Genomic DNA, 21,725 nt, shown 5'->3' with positions numbered 1-21,725 from the left:
TATGTTTAATAAGATTATTTTATTCTCTATAAAGAATAAACTGGCTATTGGCATAATGACCCTGGCTTTAATGATCTGGGGGATTTATTCCTTAACAAGGCTACCTATTGATGCAGTACCGGACATCACAAACAATCAGGTACAAGTCATTTCACAGGCCCCAAGTTTGGGTGCGCAGGAAGTGGAACAATTCATCACCGCACCTATTGAGCTGGCCATGGCCAACATCCCAAAAGTGATCGAGAAACGCTCGATTTCCCGTTCGGGAATATCGGTGATTACCATCGTTTTTGAAGATGATGCGGATATTTACTGGGCCAGACAACAGGTTGCTGCCCAGCTAAAAGAAGCTGAAAGCATTATTCCGGAAGGTTTAGCTGAACCTACGCTTGCCCCTATTACTACTGGTTTGGGCGAAATTTACCAATATGTATTGCACACCAAAAAAGGCTATGAAGGTAAATATACGGCTACAGACTTAAGGACCCTGCAGGATTGGGTAGTCAGGCCTCAGCTTGCCGGAACCAAAGGCGTAGCCGAAGTGAGTGGCTGGGGTGGTTATGTAAAACAGTATGAAATTGCATTAGACAATGAAAAACTGAACGCCAATAATGTAACCATTTCACAGATTTACGACGCGCTTAAAAACAACAACGAAAACACCGGAGGTTCTTATATTGAACAGCAAAGTAATGCCTATGTGATTCGTGGAATCGGTCAGGTTAGATCCCTTGACGATATTGAAAAGATAGTCGTAAAAAATGTTGGTGGTGTTCCCGTACTCATCAGAGACATTGGAATCGTACAGTTTGGTACGGCTACCAGGTACGGCGCAGTAACCAGAAACGGAACCGGCGAAGTTGTAGCCGGCATCACTTTGATGCTTAAAGGTGAAAACTTTAATCAGGTGATAAAAAATGTAAAAGAAAAAATCACACAAATTCAAAAAACACTACCTGAAGGTGTGGTTATAGAACCTTATATGGACCGCACCGAATTGGTTGGCAGATCCATCAGCACGGTTCAGAAAAATCTGATTGAGGGCGCCCTGATTGTGATTTTTGTACTGTTGCTATTGCTTGGTAACTGGAGAGCGGGTTTAATCGTAGCTTCGGTGATACCTTTATCAATGTTATTCGCCTTTGCCATGATGCGGCTTTTCGGAGTGTCGGGCAACCTGATGAGTTTAGGAGCTATAGATTTTGGTTTAATTGTGGATGGCGCAGTAATTATTGTAGAAGCGATTATATTCCGACTCACAGAAAGTAAACTGTTTAAAGGCACACCAAGGCTAACTCAGCAACAAATGGACAAAGAAGTTTTTACGGCTTCTTCAAAAATCAGAGCCAGTGCAACATTTGGAGAGATCATTATCCTGATTGTATACCTGCCCCTGTTATCGCTGGTTGGTATTGAAGGAAAGATGTTTAAGCCAATGGCAGAAACGGTAGTATTTGCCATTATAGGTGCATTTATTCTCTCTTTAACCTATGTCCCGATGGTGAGCGCCTTGTTTTTAAGCAAAAATACAGAACACAAAAGAAACATATCCGACAAGATCATGGATTTCTTCAAACGCATCTACCAACCTATGTTAGAACGAGCCCTGCGTTTTAAAAAACTGGTTATTGCTTTTGCGATCATTTGTTTTTCTATCTCGCTTTGGTTGTTTAACAATATGGGTGGCGAGTTTATTCCGCAATTGGAAGAAGGAGACTTAGCAGTTGAAATCGCCATGTCGCAGGGAACATCCCTTACACAGGTAGTAGAAACTTTTGGCAAAGCCGAGAAAATATTGAAAGATAAATTCCCTGAAGTGAAACAGGTGGTAACGAGGATTGGGAGTGCTGAAATCCCTACCGACCCGATGCCGGTTGAACGGGGCGACATGATGGTGACGATGTTACCGAAAGAAGAATGGACTACAGCAAAGACCAAGGAGGAGATGTCGGAAAAGATGGAGGAAGCCTTGTCTATTTTACCAGGTGTAAGCGTAGAACTCACGCAACCTATGCAGTTGCGTTTCAACGAATTGATGACTGGTGTAAGGCAAGATGTTGCCATAAAAATTTATGGGGAAGACCTTGATAGACTTACAGCTGAAGCCAATAAGGTTGCGAAGCTTATTGCTCCTGTAAACGGCGTAAATGAGCCTTTTGTTGAACAGGTAACCGGACTACCCCAGGTAGTTGTGACTTATGACAGAGATAAAATTGCTCAGTATGGTTTAACTATTGGCGACATCAACACCATTTTAAAAACGGCCTTTGCAGGAAATGTAGCGGGCGTAGTATTTGAAGGTGAGAAACGTTTTGACATGGTGGTTCGCTTGCAGCGCGATCTCCGCGAGAACATCTCCAGCATCGAAAATTTATACGTCCCACTTCCTTCAGGCAATAAAGTGCCTTTAAACCAGGTGGCAAAAATAGAACTTAAGGAAGCTCCGGCACAGATTTCACGTGAGGATGGAAAAAGACGTATTTATGTAGGTTTTAATGTTAGAGGAAGAGATGTAGAGCGTACGGTGACCGAGATCCAGAAAATACTGGATGCAAAATTAAAACTTCCTTCGGGCTATTACATCACTTATGGTGGCCAGTTCCAGAACCTTAAAGAGGCAAAAGACAGACTTTCTCTTGCAGTCCCTGTAGCTATGATTTTAATTCTGGCTCTGCTTTATTTTACCTTCAAATCATTTACGCAAACCGTACTGATTTTTACAGCGGTTCCATTATCAGCTATAGGTGGCGTACTTGCATTATTGCTTAGAGGTATGCCTTTCAGTATCTCGGCCGGTGTTGGCTTTATTGCCCTCTTTGGTGTAGCGGTATTAAACGGAATTGTCCTCATCTCCTATTTCAACCAGTTGAAAGAGGAGGGGGTTACAGATGTATACAAACGCGTAATGCAAGGTACAGCGGTAAGGCTCAGACCGGTAATCATGACGGCTGCTGTTGCTTCGCTTGGTTTTTTACCAATGGCCTTATCAGGCAGTGCAGGTGCAGAGGTGCAAAAACCTTTGGCAACGGTGGTAATCGGCGGCTTAATCTCTGCCACGCTGCTTACTTTATTTGTACTGCCTTGTTTATACATTTTGGTTACAGACCGTAAAAAACGCATATCGATGCCCGCAAAATCAATAGCCATGGTACTGATTCTTTTTGGATTAGGATTTACAGGTTCAGCTAAAGCGCAGCAATTGCCCATCTCGGCAGATACAGCTGTTGCCCTGGCCTTAAAAAACAACCTGCAATTAAAATCTTCAGGATTGGCCATCGACCAGTCGAGGGCCATGCAGAAAACTGCTTTTGACCCGGAAAAAACCGCTTTTGGTGTCTCTCAGGATCCTACTGGTGGTGCCAGCAACGATAACTCTATCTCCGTTTCGCAGAGCTTTGCCTGGCCCGGTTTTTATAAAAACCAGAAAAAGGTGCTTGTCGGACAAACGGGTCTAATGGAAAAAACAGGTAATTATACCCGATCGGAAATTACCCGTGATACCAGGTTGGCCTACTACAACCTGCTTTACAGTATGAATACTTTAAGGGTTTTGGAAATGCAAGACAGCATTTACCGTAATTTCATTAAGAAATCTGAAATCAGGTATAAAGTTGGTGAAACCTCGAACCTGGAACTAATTACAGCCAGAAACAAATACCAGGAAGTGCAGGCCTTAAAAAAGGCAGCCGAAACAGAACTGGCCATACAGCAGTTAAACTTACAGCAATTGCTAAACGTAAAAACGGCCATCACCCCTATTGAAAAATCATTGCCAATATTGACTTTAGCTGAGACTGGAACAAATGGAACAGCGGGTAATCCATTGATTGATGTATATCAGCAGCAAATTGCGGTAGCCAAATCGAAAATTGATTTAGAACGTTCACGTGCTATGCCCGACCTTACGCTAGGCTATGCGCAACAGTTTGTAATCAAATCTTTTGATCCGGCAAACATTGGTAGGAATTATACTCCCGGAACTCGTATTGCCGGTATTCAGCTAGGTATTGCTGTACCTATATTTAACGGTGCAGGTCGTGCAAGGGTTAACAATGAAAAGCTTGCTGTACAGATTGCAGAAACAGACTATCAACGGGTACAAAATGAACTGGCTATGCAATACAACCAGGAGCTTCAAAATTATGCGAAGCACAAAAGTCTTGCGGATTATTTTACTGCTGAAGGCATAAAACAAGCAGATGAACAACTGCGCATTGCACAAGTATCCTACGACCTGGGAGAGATTGGCTACATTGAGTTTATTCAAAACATGGCACTCGCTGTGCAAAGCAAACTTAGCTATCTGCAAACCGTTAGCCAGCTCAACCAATCAGTTATTCAATTACAATTTTTAAAAGGGAATTAATCAAATGAACGCAACACCATATATCAAAAAAAACATAGCTGCACTGATTTGTTCAGCATTTATTCTTACGGCAATTGCTTCATGTGGCGATACGGCAAAAACCGGGGCGACAGTTGAAGCAGCACATGACCATGGAGCTGAAGGGCATGAAGAACATAGCGATGCACTTGAATTGAGTCAGGAGCAACTGGATGCCGTTGGCATCGTGATTGGGGAAATAGAACAGAAAAACCTCACCGCTGTGGTAAAAGCGAGCGGACAGCTGGCCGTTCCACCACAAAATGCAGCACAAATCAACGTGCTTACCGGTGGTATCATCAGAAAAATCAATGTCATAGAAGGGCAGCGTGTAAGCAAGGGACAAGTGCTGGTTACAATCGAAAACCAAGACCTAATTAAGCTGCAACAGGATTATTTGACAGCCAAAAGTGGCTTTAGCTTTGTTGAGGCCGAATACAACCGCCAGCAACAGCTTAAAGCTGCCAACGCTGGAACAGGAAAATCCCACCAGCTGGCAGAAGCCAATTACCATACAGAACGTGCCAGATTAAAGGCATTGGAACGTCAGCTACAACAGTACGGTATCTCCATTAGCCGCATCGCATCCGGAAACATCACTTCCCAGGTACCGGTTACCGCTCCTATCAATGGTACTATCGGAAAGATTACTGCAGAAACAGGTTCTTATGCACAACCTGGTGTATCGATCATGGATATTGTAGACAATTCAAAGATCCATGCCGATCTGATTGTATTTGAAAAGGATTTGTCGAAAATTAAAATAGGTCAGAAAGTTGATTTCCAGTTAACCAATCAAAAGAACGAACAGATTGAAGGGCACATCTACGGTATCAATAAGTCTTTCGAAAATGATAGTAAAGGCGTGGTTGTTCATGCCATCATTAAAAAACCGGGGACTAACCTCATCCCGGGAATGTATGTAACTGGCCTTATTGGCGTAGGTACAGCAACTACAAGTGCCGTTCCAATTGACGCTGTAGTCAGATCTGATGGTAAAGAGTTTATCTTTATCGTAGACAATAAAGCCGAAGTTGCTCATGAGCAGGAGCATGAGCACGATCATAAAGGAGAGCCAGAAGAAAAACATAAGGAGGAAGATGCAAAGCATGGAAAATCAGTGCATTTCAAAAAGATAGAAGTAACTACAGGCGTTTCGGAAATGGGCTATGTACAGATCAATCCCCTTGAAAAATTACCTGAGCACGTTAAGGTAGTCACTAAAGGAGCCTTTTACCTGGAATCAAAAGCATCAGGACCAGCGGCACACAGTCATTAATTAAACATTTCCTATCAAGGATATGAGACAAAACATTGAATTATATGTAATTTAAGGGTATGAAGTCTGCGGAAGTACATGATGATTGCTGTTCGGTTAAAGAGAACAGCAATCCTAACGAATATAAACATAGCGAAACGGATCATTCTGATGATGATGGGCATAACCATGGTGCAGAAGAACCTTCAGGATGGTTAGATCATTGGCCTTTATTAACGGCGCTGACCATCGTGGTGATCATGATGGTTTTGGCTTACGGTTTTCAGCTTACTTTTAGTACCCCTACACAACTGATCATTTTTATCCCCGCCTATTTATTGGCGGGGTATAATGTTTTGGGATTGGCCTATAGAAAAGCATTACGGCTCGACTTTTTCAACGAATTCGTTTTGATGAGTGTAGCCACGATTGGTGCATTTGCCATTGGTTCGTTTAGTGAAGGTGTTGCTGTAATGGTGTTCTACTCCATCGGTGAATGGTTCCAGGATTCGGCAGTAAGCAATGCCAAACGAAGCATTAAAGCCTTGCTCGACATCAGACCGAATACCGTTAATGTGATCAGAAATGGAAAAGTGCTTACTGTAGCTCCTGTTGATGTAGCTATTGGTGAGACGATACAGATCAAACCAGGCGAAAAAATAGCATTGGATGGCGTATTGTTGTCGGACAAAGCTACCTTCAATACTGCTGCATTAACCGGAGAAAGCAAACCTGATAACAAAGCCAAAGGCGATACCGTATTGGCCGGAATGATTAACCTGAACCAGGTTACAGAGGTAGCGGTTAAAGCTGCTTTTAAAGACAGCAAACTGAGTAAAATACTCGAAATGGTACAGGATGCGACTGCAAGGAAATCGCAAACGCAACTGTTCATCTCCCGTTTTGCAAAAATATATACACCAATTGTATTTGCACTGGCCGTTTTAGTGGTAGTCCTCCCCTTGCTCTTTGTTTCCGACTATGTTTTTAAGGATTGGCTATACAGAGGGTTGGTATTTTTGGTTATCAGCTGTCCTTGTGCGCTTGTGGTCTCCATTCCTCTCGGTTATTTCGGTGGAATTGGATTAGCCTCTAAAAATGGAATTTTGTTTAAGGGCTCCAACTTTTTGGATGTAATGACCAAGGTAAATACTGTGGTGATGGATAAAACCGGCACGCTGACAAAAGGTGTGTTTGAGGTCCAAAAAGTAGTGACCAATGTTTTTGATGAGCGGGAGTTAGTCTTACTGGCAGCAGCCATCGAAAGTAAATCTACCCACCCTATTGCCCTTGCTATAGTTAAATATGCAGGTGAGATTTTCCATGATGCACAAATTACTGAGGTAAAAGAAGTATCAGGACATGGACTTAAAGGAACCATAAATGGGAAGGCCATACTGGCTGGAAACACCAAGTTACTAAGGAAATTTGATATTGATTACGACCATAGCATCGACAATGAAGCAGATACCATTGTGGTCGTGGCCGTAGATGGTAAATATGCAGGCTATATCACTATTGCCGACGAGATTAAAGAAGATGCCAAACAGACTATTACCGATTTACACCGTTTAAACATCCAAACGGTAATGCTTAGCGGCGATAAGCAAAGCGTGGTTAATAAGGTAGCTAAACTATTGGGAATCGATAAAGCTTTTGGCGACCTTCTACCGGAGCACAAAGTTGAAAAGGTAGAAGCCCTCAAGAAGGAAGGCCGACACCTGGCCTTTGTAGGTGATGGTGTAAATGACGCTCCTGTTATTGCGCTTGCCGATGCAGGAATTGCAATGGGTGGTCTGGGAAGTGACGCCACCATAGAAACGGCCGATATCGTGATCCAAAATGATCAGCCTTCAAAAATAGTAACAGCGATAAAGATCGGGAAACTGACCCGCAACATCGTTTGGCAAAACATAGCATTAGCCATGGGGGTAAAAATTATTGTTTTAATCCTAGGTGCAGGTGGCGTGGCTACTTTATGGGAGGCCGTAATTGCCGATGTGGGTGTAGCGCTTCTGGCCATATTAAACGCAGTTCGCATTCAGCAAATGAAGCTATAAATTATCGGCAGGCTTACCTATTGAAAGCCAATTCAATTGATAAGTCTGCTAATAATACGTACAAAAAAATCGGTTTTTATTGCGCAATTGCATTAGCAATTTAAACCGCACATGAGAACCAAATCTATCTTAGCTATCTGTATCCTGTTTATCGCGGGATTAACACTTTCCTTTGTAAAAGACAATATCTGGGGATCTAAATTCTTAACCGTAAACAAAGACGGCAGCATTACTTACTTCCCAGATGAAAAAGGTAACATCATACCGGATTTCAGTCTAGTAGGCTATCACCATGGTTTAAAAGAAATTCCGAAAGTCAACATTGTAAAAACCATACAACCTATTTCAGGCGATGCCGGAAAGCTAATTCAAACTGCAATCGATGAGGTATCAAATATGCCGCTCGGTGCAAATGGTTTAAGGGGTGCAATCCTGTTAAAGAAAGGGGCCTACTCCATCGCTGGTACGCTTAGCATTAAAACCGATGGCATTGTATTAAAAGGTGAAGGCAATACTGCTGACGGCACCAAACTCATCGCTGCAGGCAAAGGCTTACGTTCTTTAATCACCATCGGTGGAAAAGGCAGGATAACTGAAGCTGGCAATCGTGTTAAAATTACAGATAAGAACGTGCCTGCAGGTGCAAAATCATTCCAGGTAAGTTCATCGAAAGATTTTAAGGTAGGTGATAAGATCATCGTATACAGACCAGGAACAGAGAATTGGATTCATGATCTTCAAATGGACCGAATTGTAGCCAGAGACGGCACCAAACAATGGAAGGGCGAAGATTACAACCTAAGCTTTGAGAGAGCAATCACAGCTATAAATGGGAACAAAATTACAATTGACAATCCGGTAGTTATGGCGATGGAAGAACAATATGGCGGCGGAGAAATTTTCAAATATGAATACAAGGGCCGCTTAAAAGAGGTAGGTATTGAAAACATCCTGTTCGAATCCGAATATGCGCATGATACGGATGAAGATCATGGCTGGGTTGCAGTAGCCTTCAATCATATTGAAAACGGCTGGGTAGATCAGGTAACATCTCGCTTTTTTGGTTATTCATGCGTAAGTCTGGGTAATGGTGCAAAGAATATTACTGTAAAAAACTCCAAATGCTTCGATGCAAAATCAGTGATTACAGGAGGAAAAAGATACTCATTCAATAACGACGGGCAGCAAAACCTGTTTATGAATCTGGAAACTACTGAAGGCCGACATGATTATGTTACCGGTGCAAAAACCTGTGGCCCGAATGTTTTTTACAATTGCAAAGCAAGGAAAACACATGCGGATATCGGTCCACACCACCGCTGGGCAAGTGGTACTTTGTATGATAATATTGATACCGATGGTGAGATCAACATTCAGGATCGTGGTAACTGGGGCAGCGGACATGGCTGGGCAGGTGTTACTCAGGTAGTGTGGAACTGTAAGGTTAAGGGTGCTGCAATACAAAACCCATGGGTATCAGGAAAAAATTATGCGGTTGGTGTGCAGGGACAGAAGCTAAAAGGTCGTTTAGAGGGGAAACCAGATGGTGAATGGGAAGGAATGAATAAAACGGATCTACAGCCGGCTTCTTTGTATCAGGCGCAAGTGAAGGCAGCGAGATTGGCTGGGCAAAACAGGGATTCTCCTCTGAGACTGCATTAATTCGAAGTGTTTATGGCTTTTATGGCCTCATTGAGCTCCTTTCAGTCGGTTAATTATCGCTGAAGAAGCGATAAAGAACGCTAGGTCTCATCGGAAAACCCAATTTTGCTCGTCAACTAACGGGAGTTACACGTATAAACTCACGGAATTGATGGTAAACTCACAGAGTTGCTGATAGATACACAGATTGACCTTTCTTATTGTTGACTTTATTTCCGAAATTCAGGTCATTAACACCAATCAATATGGCATGGGATCCTGAAAAATATGACGAATTTAAGTCTGAGAGATTTAAACCGTTTTTTGATTTAATCGATCTTATTGGGGATAAACCAGATATGAAGGTGTTAGACTTAGGTTGTGGCACCGGGGAGCTTACCTATATGCTGGCCGAAAGGCTGATCAATCCAAATGTAAAAGGGATCGATTCTTCGAAAGAAATGCTGGAAAAGGCTAAGCAGTACGGCAACATTACCTTTGAGCAAAAAACGATTGAAGAACAGATCAAAACAGGCGAAAAATGGGATTTAGTTTTTTCAAATGCAGCACTTCAATGGGTGGATGACCATCACACTTTACTGCCAAAAATCATATCGACCTTAAATAAGGATGGACAGTTAATTATTCAGATGCCAGTTCAGGATGAGAACTTACTCAACAAGATCCTATTAGAGTTGGTAGAAGAAGAACCCTTTAGCACTGCTTTAAATCACTGGAAAAGGATATCTCCGGTGCTTTCTATGGATGATTATGCACAGATTTTGTTTGAAAATGGCGGCAGTAAGCTTACCATTTATCAAAAGGTCTACCCTATTATTGCAGCTACCCACAACGAGCTCTATGAATTCATTTCCGGATCTGCACTTGTTCCCTATTTTGAAAGATTTGATGCTGCAACAAAAAAACGGTTCATAAGCGAATTCAAGAAAAGAATAAGTTTAAAATTCAAGAAACTACCGGCGCTCTATGCCTTTAAAAGGCTAATCATTTACGCTCAATTTCATTGATGCTACATTTTTTTCAACTGACATAGGTCGAAGAGGAACAATTGTTATTTACTACTTTTTAAAATAAACTCAACAATCACCTGAGGATTAGGCAAGCTATGCGGATGGTGCTTACCCTCAGGCTTGTGAATAATCCTAATATCACCTCCTGCTCTTTTTATCTTTTCAGCGAAAGGTAAAGTGTTTTCAGCTATTGGCACTACCTCATCCATATCACCACAAACATGCAGCATCGGATACTTGCCCTTAACTATTTCCTTGATTTTATCTATTGGACTACCTGAAAATGCCGCAGCTTCTTCCTCTGTTTGGTAACCATAATCTTTTAAAAAAGTACTCCATTCCTTTTTACTTCCCGGGCCTATCCCTTTACCTCCCGGCCAGCTTTTTAAATCCAAAACCGGATTATCGGCATAAACGCAAGCTACTTTAGAGGGGTTCGCCGCAGCCCAATTGTATACATACACACCTCCACGACTCATCCCCTCAAGTACAGCCTTCTTAGCTAAACCCAGCTTTTGCAGGTAAGCGTAAAAGTCATTCCATATCCCTACTGCCTCCTTATTACCAAACAACTCTGCTACATCGCAATAAACCACATGATAACCCCGCTCTAAAAGGGCAATATCTGCTTGTGGCTCATGGCCCCAAAACCTTGCTCTCCATATCCAGGGCATGCCCGGAGCAGCCCGCTTAGGTTTTACAATTCGGGCATCACGACCGTTAAACAAAAAGCTTAAGGCCTCATACCCATAAAATGAAGACTCCTTAACAGCAACATCTTTCATCTTATCAGATACATTTACATTTTTCGTCTTCGTTCCAATAAACTCATGTAAACGTGCAGCAATAAGACCCGCCCCAACAGCATCCGGATGAACTTTATCCGCAAATAACGCTTCCTTATCAGCGAACAATGAATATAAATCAAGCACCGGAAGCTGCTCTTCATAAGCTAATTTCCGTATGGTTGCCAGAATACTGTCTTTCAGAAAACTCCCCGAAATACCAAATTTCTCCTCAGAAAAAGCCTTAACCGGCAGCAACAGCACAACTTTTGGATGACTCGGCAGCGCAACAAAGCTCCTGACCATATCCCTGTAGTCATTTTCAAAATCAACCATCATTGGCCTATTGATCAGCTTACTATCATTGGTTCCCAATTTGATAAAAACCAGATCAGGATTAGCTGCCAATGCCTTCTGATACTCTGCCGTATTCCAATATGGCTTATTTCCCTTTTTAAGCATCGTAGCGCCACTAACACCAAAGTTCAGCACTTCGTACTTTCCAACACCTAACAACGCTTGTAGTTGCGCCGAATAAGACTCCTGCGGCCTATTAGCCAATCCAGATCCATAAGTAATACTATTCCCAATACAAACAACCCGTATTTTCGACTGTGCAAAACCAGTTGCTCCAATCAAAAAAAGCCCCCATACCAAAATCACTCTAATGATATAATTCATTTCTATTCTCGTCTTCTTAACCTTCTAAAAAACATCCATAAGCACCACACTATATCCACAACACACTATTTTCTGCATCATGCTGCTCTATACATCATGCTATTCTCTGCATCATGCTTGAAAAAGAAAATTACCTTCTCTGAAGCGGCCTTAGGCGCTGTTGTCCTTCAACAACAGATGCCAGACGCTGAAGAGAACGGTTATTTTCTTCGTTATTTTCTTCCTTTTTCTCGCTACTTATTAAGTCTCAACTTCAACTGCGCCTCAAACAGCGACTTCGGCAATACCGCTTCCCCTTTCATCTCTACTACCCCTGCATTGTCAAACGTCACTTCCTTATCCGACTGAAAACCAACCAAAATTGGCTCTGCAATTGTATAATTCCTCCTTCTGCTCATATCCCAGAAATTGTAGTGCTGGTCCTTTGCCGACTTATGATGAAAATCCCAAAGCACCAGGTGCTTACCATGATGCGGATGTCCGGGTTCCGGACCGCCAAGGTTATAAAAAACACCTCCATCAATATCATCATACAAGGTGGCAAAAGGTTGCCCCGAGTGTATGTCGAAATTCTGATCCGTACCTAATGAACATTGGGTAATAACCGTACTTACAGCACCGTAGCCTGTACCTGCACCATGATGTTGCGCACCATTAAATGTACATTTCTTAACCAACACACCATACCCGGTTCTTGCGTGTACCGAAGCATGCCCCTTTTTACCTCTAAAATGAGTATTTTCTACTGTTACCTGATATCCTGAGCGGATCATTACCCCTTCATTCCAGTCATGAAACTCACAATTGCGCACCCAGCTATTCTTCACATACTCCATACCGATCGCTTCATAGGCATAATCATGAATTTCATTTTTATGGTGAATAAACTCTTCAGGATAACTCTTCCAGTTACTGGTAAACAAGATGTCTTCTACACCGCAATGGTCTATAGAAACATATGATTCAATTGTCCAATTGGCCGACTTAACCATTTTGATATCCAAATGAATAGGATTTTTAAAAGTAACCTTCTCTCCCTCCACTTTAGTGATCGTATGAATTTCATAAATCTGCATTCCGCCCTTTTCGCCCAATAAGCGCGACCATTGCGGCTTCAATTCCAAAGGAGAAAAATAAAGTCTGGTATACTCCTCACTTTTATGACGGATCACTACATCCTGCCCTACCTTTAACCTGGCTGCATCCTTTACAACGACAGAGAAAGTCTCCCGTCCTGCATCTTTCACAATAGTTGCCAGCTTTTCCGTATTCAATTTTTCTGGCTTAAACATAAACTGCCGGCCATTGATACGCATGTTTGCCTGGTAGATTTCGGTACCACCGACTCCGCTCCCACTGCCTTTTAAAATGATACCACTTTTTGAGATTAGGATCTGCTTTTTGGCATCTTCATCGGGAGCAATCAGGTATTTACCGGATGAGAAGTATATAACACCACCGCCAGGATTAGCTTCGGCCGCATCAATAGCCTTTTGAATGGCTTGATCATCAAACTGATCATCATTGGGTTTAGCCCCATAATCATCAACCTTAAAATACTTTTTATTAGTTACAGCTGGGATCGGAATTTCGGAAAACCCATAACCTGCATATGAAAAATCGGGCAGCACTGGCGTGCTACCCGATTTTTTTGCTTTCACAAAATCTTCCCACAATGGGGCTGTCTTTTGCGCATGAACATCTGTTATTAAAGTATTAATTAATAAAAGCGATGCGGCAAATTTTATAGTTTTATTCATTTATTTTAGTCTAATGCACCTGTTTTCATTTCCTTTTTAGGTGTAGCTTCCTGCTGATGGGCTACTTCACCTTCAAACTCAATTTTAATTACACTTGCAACGGCATCAGGCGCGCTTGCAGGCAGGTTAATCACCAAATTATTTCCTTTAGTTTCCGCTTTCACGTTGTCTTTTGCGCCCAATAACTTTGCAGAAACAACTTTATTCTTAATAGCTGAAATGGTTAATTTTCCGTCTGCAGGCCAGTTAAATACTGTAAAATAAAGTGTAGTACCCTTAGCGTTATCCTTTCTGGTTACGCGCCCCCATTGTTGCGGTACTAAAGGACTGGATTTAGTACCATATATAGATTCACTGTTCACTTTCATCCATTTACCAATCTCCGCCAGTCGATCCACACTTTCCTGAGGAAATGTTCCATCAGGTTTCGGACCGATGTTTAGCAGATAATTACCACCTTTTGAAGCAATATCAGCCAGGTTACGGATTAGTGTCTCTGTAGATTTCCATTTCTGGTCAGCCGTTCTGAAGCCCCAGGTTCCATTCATGGTCATGCAAGTTTCCCAGTCCATGCCATCCAATTCAGCCTGACTAGGTATTTTTTGCTCTGGTGTTTTGGTATCTCCTGGAAAGTTCGGACGTTTCAAACGATCATTGGTAATGATATGTGGTTGTGATTTTAAAGCATTTTGTAGTTTAAGTGCTGCTTCATCAGTCATATTGGTTGGCGTATCCCACCAAAGCACAGCGATATCACCATAATTAGTCATTAACTCTTTCACCTGCGGAACAGCCACATCATCAATATATTGATCAAATGTTTTGGTCATCTGCGCAGGATCCCAATGCCCTTTATTAGCCAGGGTATAAGCATCAATTTTGGCCGAATCAGGATTTAACCATCCTTCTCTCATTACTTTTCTAGCTACAGATCCTCCCGGATTGTTCCAGTCTTGTGCCTGTGAATAATAAAAACCTAACTTAATACCATGCTTTTTACAAGCTTCAGCCAGTGGCTTCAATAGATCCTTACCGTAAGGTGTAGCATCAGTGATGTCCCACTTGCTTGCTTTAGAGTTGAATAAAGCAAAACCATCGTGGTGTTTTGCGGTGATAATCAGGTATTTCATTCCGGCATCTTTTGCCATGCGTACCCATGCATCCGGATTGTATTTTACAGGATTAAAGTTCCTGGCCATTTCCTGATATTCGGTGACCGGGATTTTAGAGCGGTTCATGATCCACTCTGCCCCTCCGCGCAATTGCTCATGACCTTTGTAAACACCGGCAAACTGAGCATATACTCCCCAGTGAATAAACATTCCAAATTTGGCATCACGCCACCAAGCCATCCTTTCATCTTTTGTTAAGGCTCGCTGACTGTAGGTAGACTGGGCTAATAATAAAAAAGCCGTTGCTACTATAAGTAATTTTCGTTTATACATGATTTGGTTCTAGTTGGTTTTACTAAGGACTAAAATAGCGCATTTGCTTTGCTTAAAATTCAACAAAATTGGCTCTTCCATATACTATTGTAACTTATCTTTTTAACGCTTTATAACGAAGCAAAGCTTCAAGGTAGTAATAATCAGCGTACGACAATGGTACATCCACCTCACTGTTAGACGGCTTTGAACCGGTGCTGCTGATCAGAATGAATCCTTTATTCTCTCCTACCGGAGATACATATTTAGTAGCCAGGCTGTTCAGCATCTTATCTGCTTTTTGCAGGTAAAGATTTTTATTCTTGCTATAACCGCTTAATTCATATAAGCCCGAAGCAATTACTGCAGCAGCCGAAGCATCGCGGGGCTCGTTAGGAATGTTAGGTGCATCAAAATCCCAATATGGAACCAGATCAGCGGGCATGTTTTTATGATTCAGTATAAAACGGGCTATGTTTTCTGCCTGTTTTAAATAGGCAGGATCTTTTGTAAAGCGGTAACAAAGGGTATATCCATACAATGCCCATGCTTGTCCCCTTGCCCATGCAGATTCATGACTATAGCCCTGATGGGTTTGTCTCTTTAACACAGCACCTGTATTCGGATCATAATCAACAACATGATAAGAACTGTAATCAGGGCGGAAATGATTTTTCATGGTGGTATTGGCATGACTTACTGCAATTTTATGGAAGGAAGAATCACCGGTAAGTACTGTAGCTTCAAAAAGTAATTCCAGGTTCATCATGTTATCAATGATTACCGGATTTCCCCATTTATCGGTACTGTGGTCCCATGAGCGTATCACTCCGGTTTTAGGGTTAAAACGTGTTGCCAATGTTTTGGCCGACTGGATAATAACATCCGCATAATGTTTGTCTTTAGTTACACGATATCCTGTACCTACACTGCAGTAAACTTTAAAGCCCATATCGTGGGTTTTGCCATTGAACTGCTCTTGCTCAATAAGTGCAGTATATGCTTTTGCCTGATCTAACCACTGCTGCTTACCGGTATATTGGTATAAGAACCATAGCTCACCTGGAAAAAAACCACTTGTCCAGTCGCGCGAAGCCACCAGCCTCAAATTACCATCTTCCAATGTTCTCGGCGAAACCTGGTCGGCTTTTGCCCCGGCAACCTTAACCTTTTCTATTTCTTTAAGCATCACAAGGGTTTGCTTGTCGGCCTGGTTAAACGCCTTTTTCACATCTACTTCAAAGGCATTTGTTCGCTTTGGAAATGCAGTCGTGGAAAGAACTTCTGTCCTGCCTAATTTTCCAGAGTTCTGAGTACTTCCTGAGATTGTTGAGGTTTTTGTGTTAATGGTTTTAACACGTTGAACGTTATCCTGCGCAATAGATGAGCCGGTAGCGAGCAATAAAGCATATATGGTTAAAGGGATTGTTTTCATAATCGTTTCTCTTATTATTAATATTCTATTTTATAGGTAAAAGCTGGATTTCAAGTAATTTCATCAACTCCGCTCCTTTAATAGCTAATGGAGTGACGTTAAGCTGATAGGCACCCTCGCCCAATTCGGCAACACAAATTTCCTGGGTAACAACGGCTCCCTTTTGAGAAGCAATAACTTCTTCTTTTTTAGAGAAATCGCCTACTTTGATTTCATAAGTTGAACCACCCTCATCGGCGATATATTTTGCAATAATTTTATACCTGGCAGGTTTTAATGCTTTTAAATTCCAGGATAAGTTGCTGTCTTTCGAGCTCCATCCGTTAACAAAGTAGCGGTCGGTTTTTCCATCGCCAAAACCTAACTTTTTCCCTTGCTGTTTAGCATCAAACACCAGAAATCTGTTTACCGGGATATTTGGATCAAGCACTCTTGCCGCATCAGCTTCGATTTTCCCATTCACTTCCAACACCAGCACCACGTCGGGGCTGCCAGGAGCATTCGCAGGCAAACTCACATTCACATCTGAGGCTCCTAAACGTTTAACCGCTAACTTCTTTTTGTTTTTGTCAGTCAGGAACCAGGCCGCTTTAACGTCGCTTTTCAACCCGCCAACTACCAGATTCCCATCTTTAGGCCAGTTGAATACATGCAGGTAAATAAGCTGACCTTTTTGAGTGCTTACGCCCCAGGCCGGGATAGGCAATACACCGCGCTGGGTACCATATATCGCCTCACCATTTTGGCTTAACCAGCCGCCAATACTATCCAGAATATTTTTGTCCTTCTGATCAAAGGTACCATCACCTTTAGGGCCTAAATTCATTAACAGGTTAGCACCACGCGAAGCCGAGTTAGCCAAAAGCTGTATAAAAAACTTAGCAGATTTATGACTGTTATCATGTTTAGAATAGCCATAAGATTCGTTGGTGGTTGGAATCGCTTCTGCATCACCGGCAACGGTAAGCAACTCAGCAGGCCTGTCGCCCGTATTTACATAATCACCAAAATTAACTTTAGCGCTTCTTACCAAACGACCATTTACCACAATGTCAGGATCTGTTTCTCGGATGGCTTTAAGAATCCTAATGTTTTCCGACAAAGGAAGCTTTTGTGGTGTATCAAACCATAAAATATCAGGATGATACTTGTTAATGAGTTCTTTTATCTGAGGAATTGCTTTTTGATCTACGTACTTAACTGCTTTCGGTAGCCATTCCGGATGCGTATCGTACCAGTTAGTACCACCATGCAGTTTATCTCCACCAGGGTTGTTATACTCCCAGTCGTTACCCGGGGCATCAGGATGCTCCCAGTCGAAGGCATGTGAATAATAAAAACCGAACTTCATTCCATGCTTCTTAGCTGCAGCAGCCAACTCGGCCATTGGATCACGCTTAAAAGGTGTTTGCTTAACGATATTAAAATCAGAAACATTTGAATCATACATGGCAAAACCATCATGATGTTTTGCGGTAATGATAAAATAATGCATTCCAGCTTTTTTGGCTTCAAGGATCCATGCTTCAGCATTAAATTTCGTAGGATTAAATAGATGTGCCAGATCCAGATAATCTGCTCTTGTTATTTTCTCTTTACGCATCAAATGCTCGGAATACCCCTTCACTTCCTTTCCTTTCCATTCTCCGGCAGGTAGTGCGTATAAGCCCCAATGTATAAACATCCCAAACCGGGCGTCCCGCCACCAGGCAATCCTTGCATCATGAGTCTTCATGGAGTTTTTCCACCAGCCACTACTGGCCTCCTCCATTGCTTTCTGATCACGCTGCTGCGCCCTGTTAAACATTTCTTTGTCTTCATCTCCAACTACCTGACTATACCCGAGGCTACTGAGCGTAATGAGGGAGGAAAATAAAAATACTGCTTTCCGGTTCATGGCAAATTCTTTTTTTAGTTACAGCCAGATTAGGGGGTTCCTAACCGGCAAATTTCTGATTACTTCTTCTACAGTAGGCTCATGATCAAGCTTTACCCAGGTATTCAGCCAATCTGTTTGACCATAAGCATTGGCCCCGAAAACCAAAAATGGTTGTGCTACCGGCCAGTTATCCCAATACATTACATCCGGTTTTAGTGGCCATTTACTTTTATCAGCTACAAAAGAATACAAATACGCAATCCCTTTTTGAATAGATTTTCCATCACTGGTTTTATAATTCCAAAGATTATCAGTTTTGGTGGATAGAATCTGGCAAAGAGTGGTCATCGCATCCAGATTAAAGATCGAATAACCATAAGGTTTTGTACGGGCAAGTTCCCTTGGGAAGCTACCATCCACTGCCATTTGGTTAGGCAACAATACATTTTTATACCTGTCGCGACAAAAATCCAGCAGCTTATCATCATTACACAGTTTAGCAAAAGATGCCACCTGCATAGTAAAGCAAGTACCATGATTGTTTTGAGCATTCATTTCATCTTTTCCGTACTGGTGACTCATTAACCAGTTAAGGTATTGAGCAAACCATTTTTTGGTTTCAGACAAAACGCCTGAGTCTATTGCTTTCTGCATCACAATGAGTCCCTGAGCTACTTCCATCAATTGAATGGTGTCGATAATGCCAATTCCGCGACCGGTAAAACGCCCTTTTATAGCTTGTGCATATTGCAGGTTAGGATTCATCATGGTCCCTTCATTTACAAACCAGGCCTGTAAGTGCAACATGGCCTGGTTTACATATTTCTGATCGCCCGTAAGCTTATATGCAGAAGCCAGCGAGCCAATGATTTTACTGAAACGGATCATTGCCAAACGGTGTGCTACAAAGTTTTCCGGATTGGTCATCCCATCCTTCTGAATGTATGGACCATCAGGATTTTGTGAATCTGGCCACCAATAATCTCCCTCCGAATAAAAGTCGTGCTTACCACCGGCACTTCTCGATGAGCTTTGCGCGGTTACCGTTACAGGCTGCTGTTGCATGGCCCATGCTGCGTTCTTTAAAATAGATGCTTTTAGTGTCTTTACAACTTCTTTTTGCACACCTTCTGCAATATCCTCTGGATTATTGGCCATGGCATTTATCTGAGCGCTAGCCATGATCATCAATAAAAATGCCATTAACAAATACTGTTTCATCCTTTTCATTTATTTGGTCATCGCTTTAAAGCTTACTTTATTTATAGTATTAGGTTTCCCTTTTGCGGCACCGGATATAGCCGTTTTGAGCTTACCATTTCCGTCTTTAGCTACATTAATTTCCCTGAAACTATATGCACCTTTTTCATAATTAAAAGTCTCCCCATCATCATCATAAAGCATATACTTACCAGGTTTACTTCCATAGTATCTGATCTCCAGATCAAGTTTTTCAGTTGATTTAGGTGCATGCATCAACGCTGGTCCCATTGGTACAATACCACCGTCTTTTACATAAACAGGGATCTTATCTAAGCCTGGAGTAACCGTAATAACTTCTCCATCACCTGCATATGCACCGGTATAGAAATCGAACCATTTACCTTTAGGCAAAATCACCGTTCTGGTTTCCTTGCCTGCAAACATTGGGGCTACCAATAAATACTCGCCGGCCATATACTGGTCTTTCACTTCTTTACTTACTGCTTCAACATATGGGTTCTCTTCCAGATTGGTTGTTTTAATTTCTTTCTTCACATCCGCCTGATAGCCATCTTCAAGATTCATCGCTCTAAATGGAGGGATCCCCTGAAAATGATACTTGGCAAACTCACTGTACCAATAGGGCATCATTTGCATACGCAACAATGCGATATCTTTCACCTGTTGCTCTACTTTAGGGTACGACCATGGTTTGGTGCCGGTAGACCATGCGTTGATCATCGCCATTGGTGAGAATACAACAGATTGCATACGGCGCAACCATTCTTCCTCCGTTTTAGAAGCTCTTGCTTCCGGAGTCCACAATACCCCCGCAAATCCACTATTGATCAGCGCGGTAATGAAATCTTCGTGGTTATAATAATCGTTGTAGATTACATAAGGCATAGATGCCCCACCGCCATTAGATCCCCTTACCAATCCATAAGTACGTTGATTGCGTTCATGATACATTTCTGCGCTGTAACGCTGGATCAGCAAACCATAAGTCTGGCGCATTTGCTCTGCGCTTTTTCCCGAAGGAAAAGTCGTTAAATCAGGCCATAAATAATGGTCATAACCATCTACCTCATCAAACTTATAACCACTAACACCGATGTCGACCTGACTTTTTTTCAACTGTGAAAAAAGGATATCACGTGCTTCCGGCATAGTCAGATCAGGAATTGCACCCAACCAAACTGTACGATCGGCAGTAAAAGGCTTAATACTGTTATAGATAGAAGCTTGCGGAGAAACATAAGGGTTTGTCCACAGGTTAACCCTTATCCCTTTGTTCAATAAGCTTTTCACAAAAGCTGATGGTTCAGGAAAACGTGTTTTATCCCACTCAAACGTACAAGGGTAAGCTTTGCTTTGCCACCCCGGTTCTAAGCCAATAAAATCAAGTGGAAAGCCTTTATCTTCAAATGCTTTAACCTCCGCCTCTACATCTGCCGAAGTATACAATGTTTTTACCCTTTGTGTAAAGCCTAATCCCCAACGAGGAGGTAGTACTCCACCACCGTTTAACAGGTTGTATCTGCGAATGGCATCGAGTGGTTTAGGACCAGCAAACACATAAAACTCTACGCCTTCTGCTGGCACCAGAATTTCTACACCATCAGAGTAAGGGCGTGAAGACCATGTTTTATCTGTATTACGATCTTTTGCTTCAGGAACATTCTTCCCTTCGCGTTTAACAGCGGTTCCGGCATAAATATCCAGGTATCTTGCTGAATTGACAAACACACCATACCCATTTGAGGATACATAAAAAGGGGTTGGCGCATGTGTACGTCCGTTGTCTTTACCCCCAAAATGATCCACATGTAGTTTCAGGATTTTACCACGCTGATGAACGGTTTGAAAATTTAAGCCAAAGCCGTAGATCTGTTCGTTTTTATCAAGCGGAAAACGCAAATAGGTTTTTCCATCCGTTAGCTTCCCAGTAATTTCTTCCTTTACCAGCGGGAATGAAGCCTCCCCCATGTCTTTTAATCCATTTATAGCCGGTTTGGCACCAGCAGCCGTTAGCAGATTATAACTTTCAGGCTTGCCCACACTTCCCTTCCAAACTCCGGGCGCGATAAGTTCCCATTTGATTTCCTGGGCAACCAACTGGGAGACACTAAATAAAAGGATTAAGCAAATGGAATATTTGAATATTCGGTTCATAGCAAATAA

At 42.1% G+C, this 21,725-nt stretch carries 12 protein-coding genes; 5 read left to right on the top strand and 7 right to left on the bottom strand.

What is annotated here, in order from left to right:
- Position 1 precedes the first annotated feature (1 nt).
- The 5 genes from B9A18_RS16790 to B9A18_RS16770 all read left to right on the top strand — a co-directional run bounded on the left by B9A18_RS16790 (position 2) and on the right by B9A18_RS16770 (position 10,371).
- Positions 2–4,366, top strand: a complete 4,365-nt coding sequence (locus B9A18_RS16790; protein WP_084290654.1) for a CusA/CzcA family heavy metal efflux RND transporter — start codon at positions 2–4, stop codon at positions 4,364–4,366.
- Between the two features lie 4 nt (positions 4,367–4,370).
- Positions 4,371–5,663 (top strand): efflux RND transporter periplasmic adaptor subunit, encoded by a 1,293-nt coding sequence (locus B9A18_RS16785; protein ID WP_084290652.1) that lies wholly within the window; start codon positions 4,371–4,373, stop codon positions 5,661–5,663.
- A gap of 59 nt (positions 5,664–5,722) precedes the next feature.
- Positions 5,723–7,702, top strand: a complete 1,980-nt coding sequence (locus B9A18_RS16780) for a heavy metal translocating P-type ATPase (protein WP_084290650.1) — start codon at positions 5,723–5,725, stop codon at positions 7,700–7,702.
- Positions 7,703–7,813: 111 nt separating this feature from the next.
- Entirely contained in the window at positions 7,814–9,364 is a 1,551-nt protein-coding gene (locus B9A18_RS16775) for a hypothetical protein (protein WP_084290648.1), read from the top strand.
- 245 nt (positions 9,365–9,609) lie between these two features.
- Positions 9,610–10,371: a methyltransferase domain-containing protein gene (locus B9A18_RS16770; protein ID WP_084290646.1), complete on the top strand. Its 762-nt coding sequence runs from the start codon at positions 9,610–9,612 to the stop codon at positions 10,369–10,371.
- Positions 10,372–10,415: 44 nt separating this feature from the next.
- On the opposite strand, the gene B9A18_RS16765 is transcribed toward B9A18_RS16770, so the two are convergent.
- The 7 genes from B9A18_RS16765 to B9A18_RS16735 all read right to left on the bottom strand — a co-directional run bounded on the left by B9A18_RS16765 (position 10,416) and on the right by B9A18_RS16735 (position 21,716).
- Complete coding sequence (locus tag B9A18_RS16765; protein ID WP_084290644.1) at positions 10,416–11,840, bottom strand: GDSL-type esterase/lipase family protein; 1,425 nt, start codon at positions 11,838–11,840, stop codon at positions 10,416–10,418.
- 233 nt (positions 11,841–12,073) lie between these two features.
- A complete protein-coding gene (locus B9A18_RS16760; RefSeq protein WP_084290642.1) occupies positions 12,074–13,600 on the bottom strand; it encodes a DUF4955 domain-containing protein in 1,527 nt (508 codons plus the stop codon).
- Between the two features lie 5 nt (positions 13,601–13,605).
- On the bottom strand, positions 13,606–15,045 hold the full coding sequence (locus B9A18_RS16755) for an alpha-L-fucosidase (protein ID WP_084290640.1): 1,440 nt from the start codon (positions 15,043–15,045) through the stop codon (positions 13,606–13,608).
- 94 nt (positions 15,046–15,139) lie between these two features.
- Positions 15,140–16,459, bottom strand: coding sequence for a glycoside hydrolase family 88 protein (locus B9A18_RS16750; protein WP_235005352.1), 1,320 nt, complete (start codon positions 16,457–16,459; stop codon positions 15,140–15,142).
- A 25-nt stretch (positions 16,460–16,484) separates the two neighbouring features.
- Complete coding sequence (locus tag B9A18_RS16745) at positions 16,485–18,356, bottom strand: alpha-L-fucosidase (RefSeq protein ID WP_084290638.1); 1,872 nt, start codon at positions 18,354–18,356, stop codon at positions 16,485–16,487.
- Between the two features lie 18 nt (positions 18,357–18,374).
- A complete protein-coding gene (locus B9A18_RS16740; protein WP_084290713.1) occupies positions 18,375–19,559 on the bottom strand; it encodes an alginate lyase family protein in 1,185 nt (394 codons plus the stop codon).
- A 9-nt stretch (positions 19,560–19,568) separates the two neighbouring features.
- Complete coding sequence (locus B9A18_RS16735) at positions 19,569–21,716, bottom strand: glycoside hydrolase family 31 protein (RefSeq protein ID WP_200816378.1); 2,148 nt, start codon at positions 21,714–21,716, stop codon at positions 19,569–19,571.
- Positions 21,717–21,725: the final 9 nt, after the last annotated feature.

Source organism: Pedobacter nyackensis, from assembly GCF_900176505.1.
GTDB classification, from domain to species: domain Bacteria; phylum Bacteroidota; class Bacteroidia; order Sphingobacteriales; family Sphingobacteriaceae; genus Pedobacter; species Pedobacter nyackensis.
Note: the sequence above shows the minus strand (reverse complement) of the source record. Positions and strands in the feature narration are given on the sequence as shown.

Coding starts and splice junctions, on each gene's coding strand:
- B9A18_RS16765 (WP_084290644.1), bottom strand. CDS start 11,840: ATGAATTATATCATTAGAGTGATTTTGGTATGGGGGCTTTTTTTGATT.
- B9A18_RS16790 (WP_084290654.1), top strand. CDS start 2: ATGTTTAATAAGATTATTTTATTCTCTATAAAGAATAAACTGGCTATT.
- B9A18_RS16750 (WP_235005352.1), bottom strand. CDS start 16,459: ATGAAAACAATCCCTTTAACCATATATGCTTTATTGCTCGCTACCGGC.
- B9A18_RS16785 (WP_084290652.1), top strand. CDS start 4,371: ATGAACGCAACACCATATATCAAAAAAAACATAGCTGCACTGATTTGT.
- B9A18_RS16740 (WP_084290713.1), bottom strand. CDS start 19,559: ATGAAACAGTATTTGTTAATGGCATTTTTATTGATGATCATGGCTAGC.
- B9A18_RS16745 (WP_084290638.1), bottom strand. CDS start 18,356: ATGAACCGGAAAGCAGTATTTTTATTTTCCTCCCTCATTACGCTCAGT.
- B9A18_RS16775 (WP_084290648.1), top strand. CDS start 7,814: ATGAGAACCAAATCTATCTTAGCTATCTGTATCCTGTTTATCGCGGGA.
- B9A18_RS16770 (WP_084290646.1), top strand. CDS start 9,610: ATGGCATGGGATCCTGAAAAATATGACGAATTTAAGTCTGAGAGATTT.
- B9A18_RS16735 (WP_200816378.1), bottom strand. CDS start 21,716: ATGAACCGAATATTCAAATATTCCATTTGCTTAATCCTTTTATTTAGT.
- B9A18_RS16760 (WP_084290642.1), bottom strand. CDS start 13,600: ATGAATAAAACTATAAAATTTGCCGCATCGCTTTTATTAATTAATACT.
- B9A18_RS16780 (WP_084290650.1), top strand. CDS start 5,723: ATGAAGTCTGCGGAAGTACATGATGATTGCTGTTCGGTTAAAGAGAAC.
- B9A18_RS16755 (WP_084290640.1), bottom strand. CDS start 15,045: ATGTATAAACGAAAATTACTTATAGTAGCAACGGCTTTTTTATTATTA.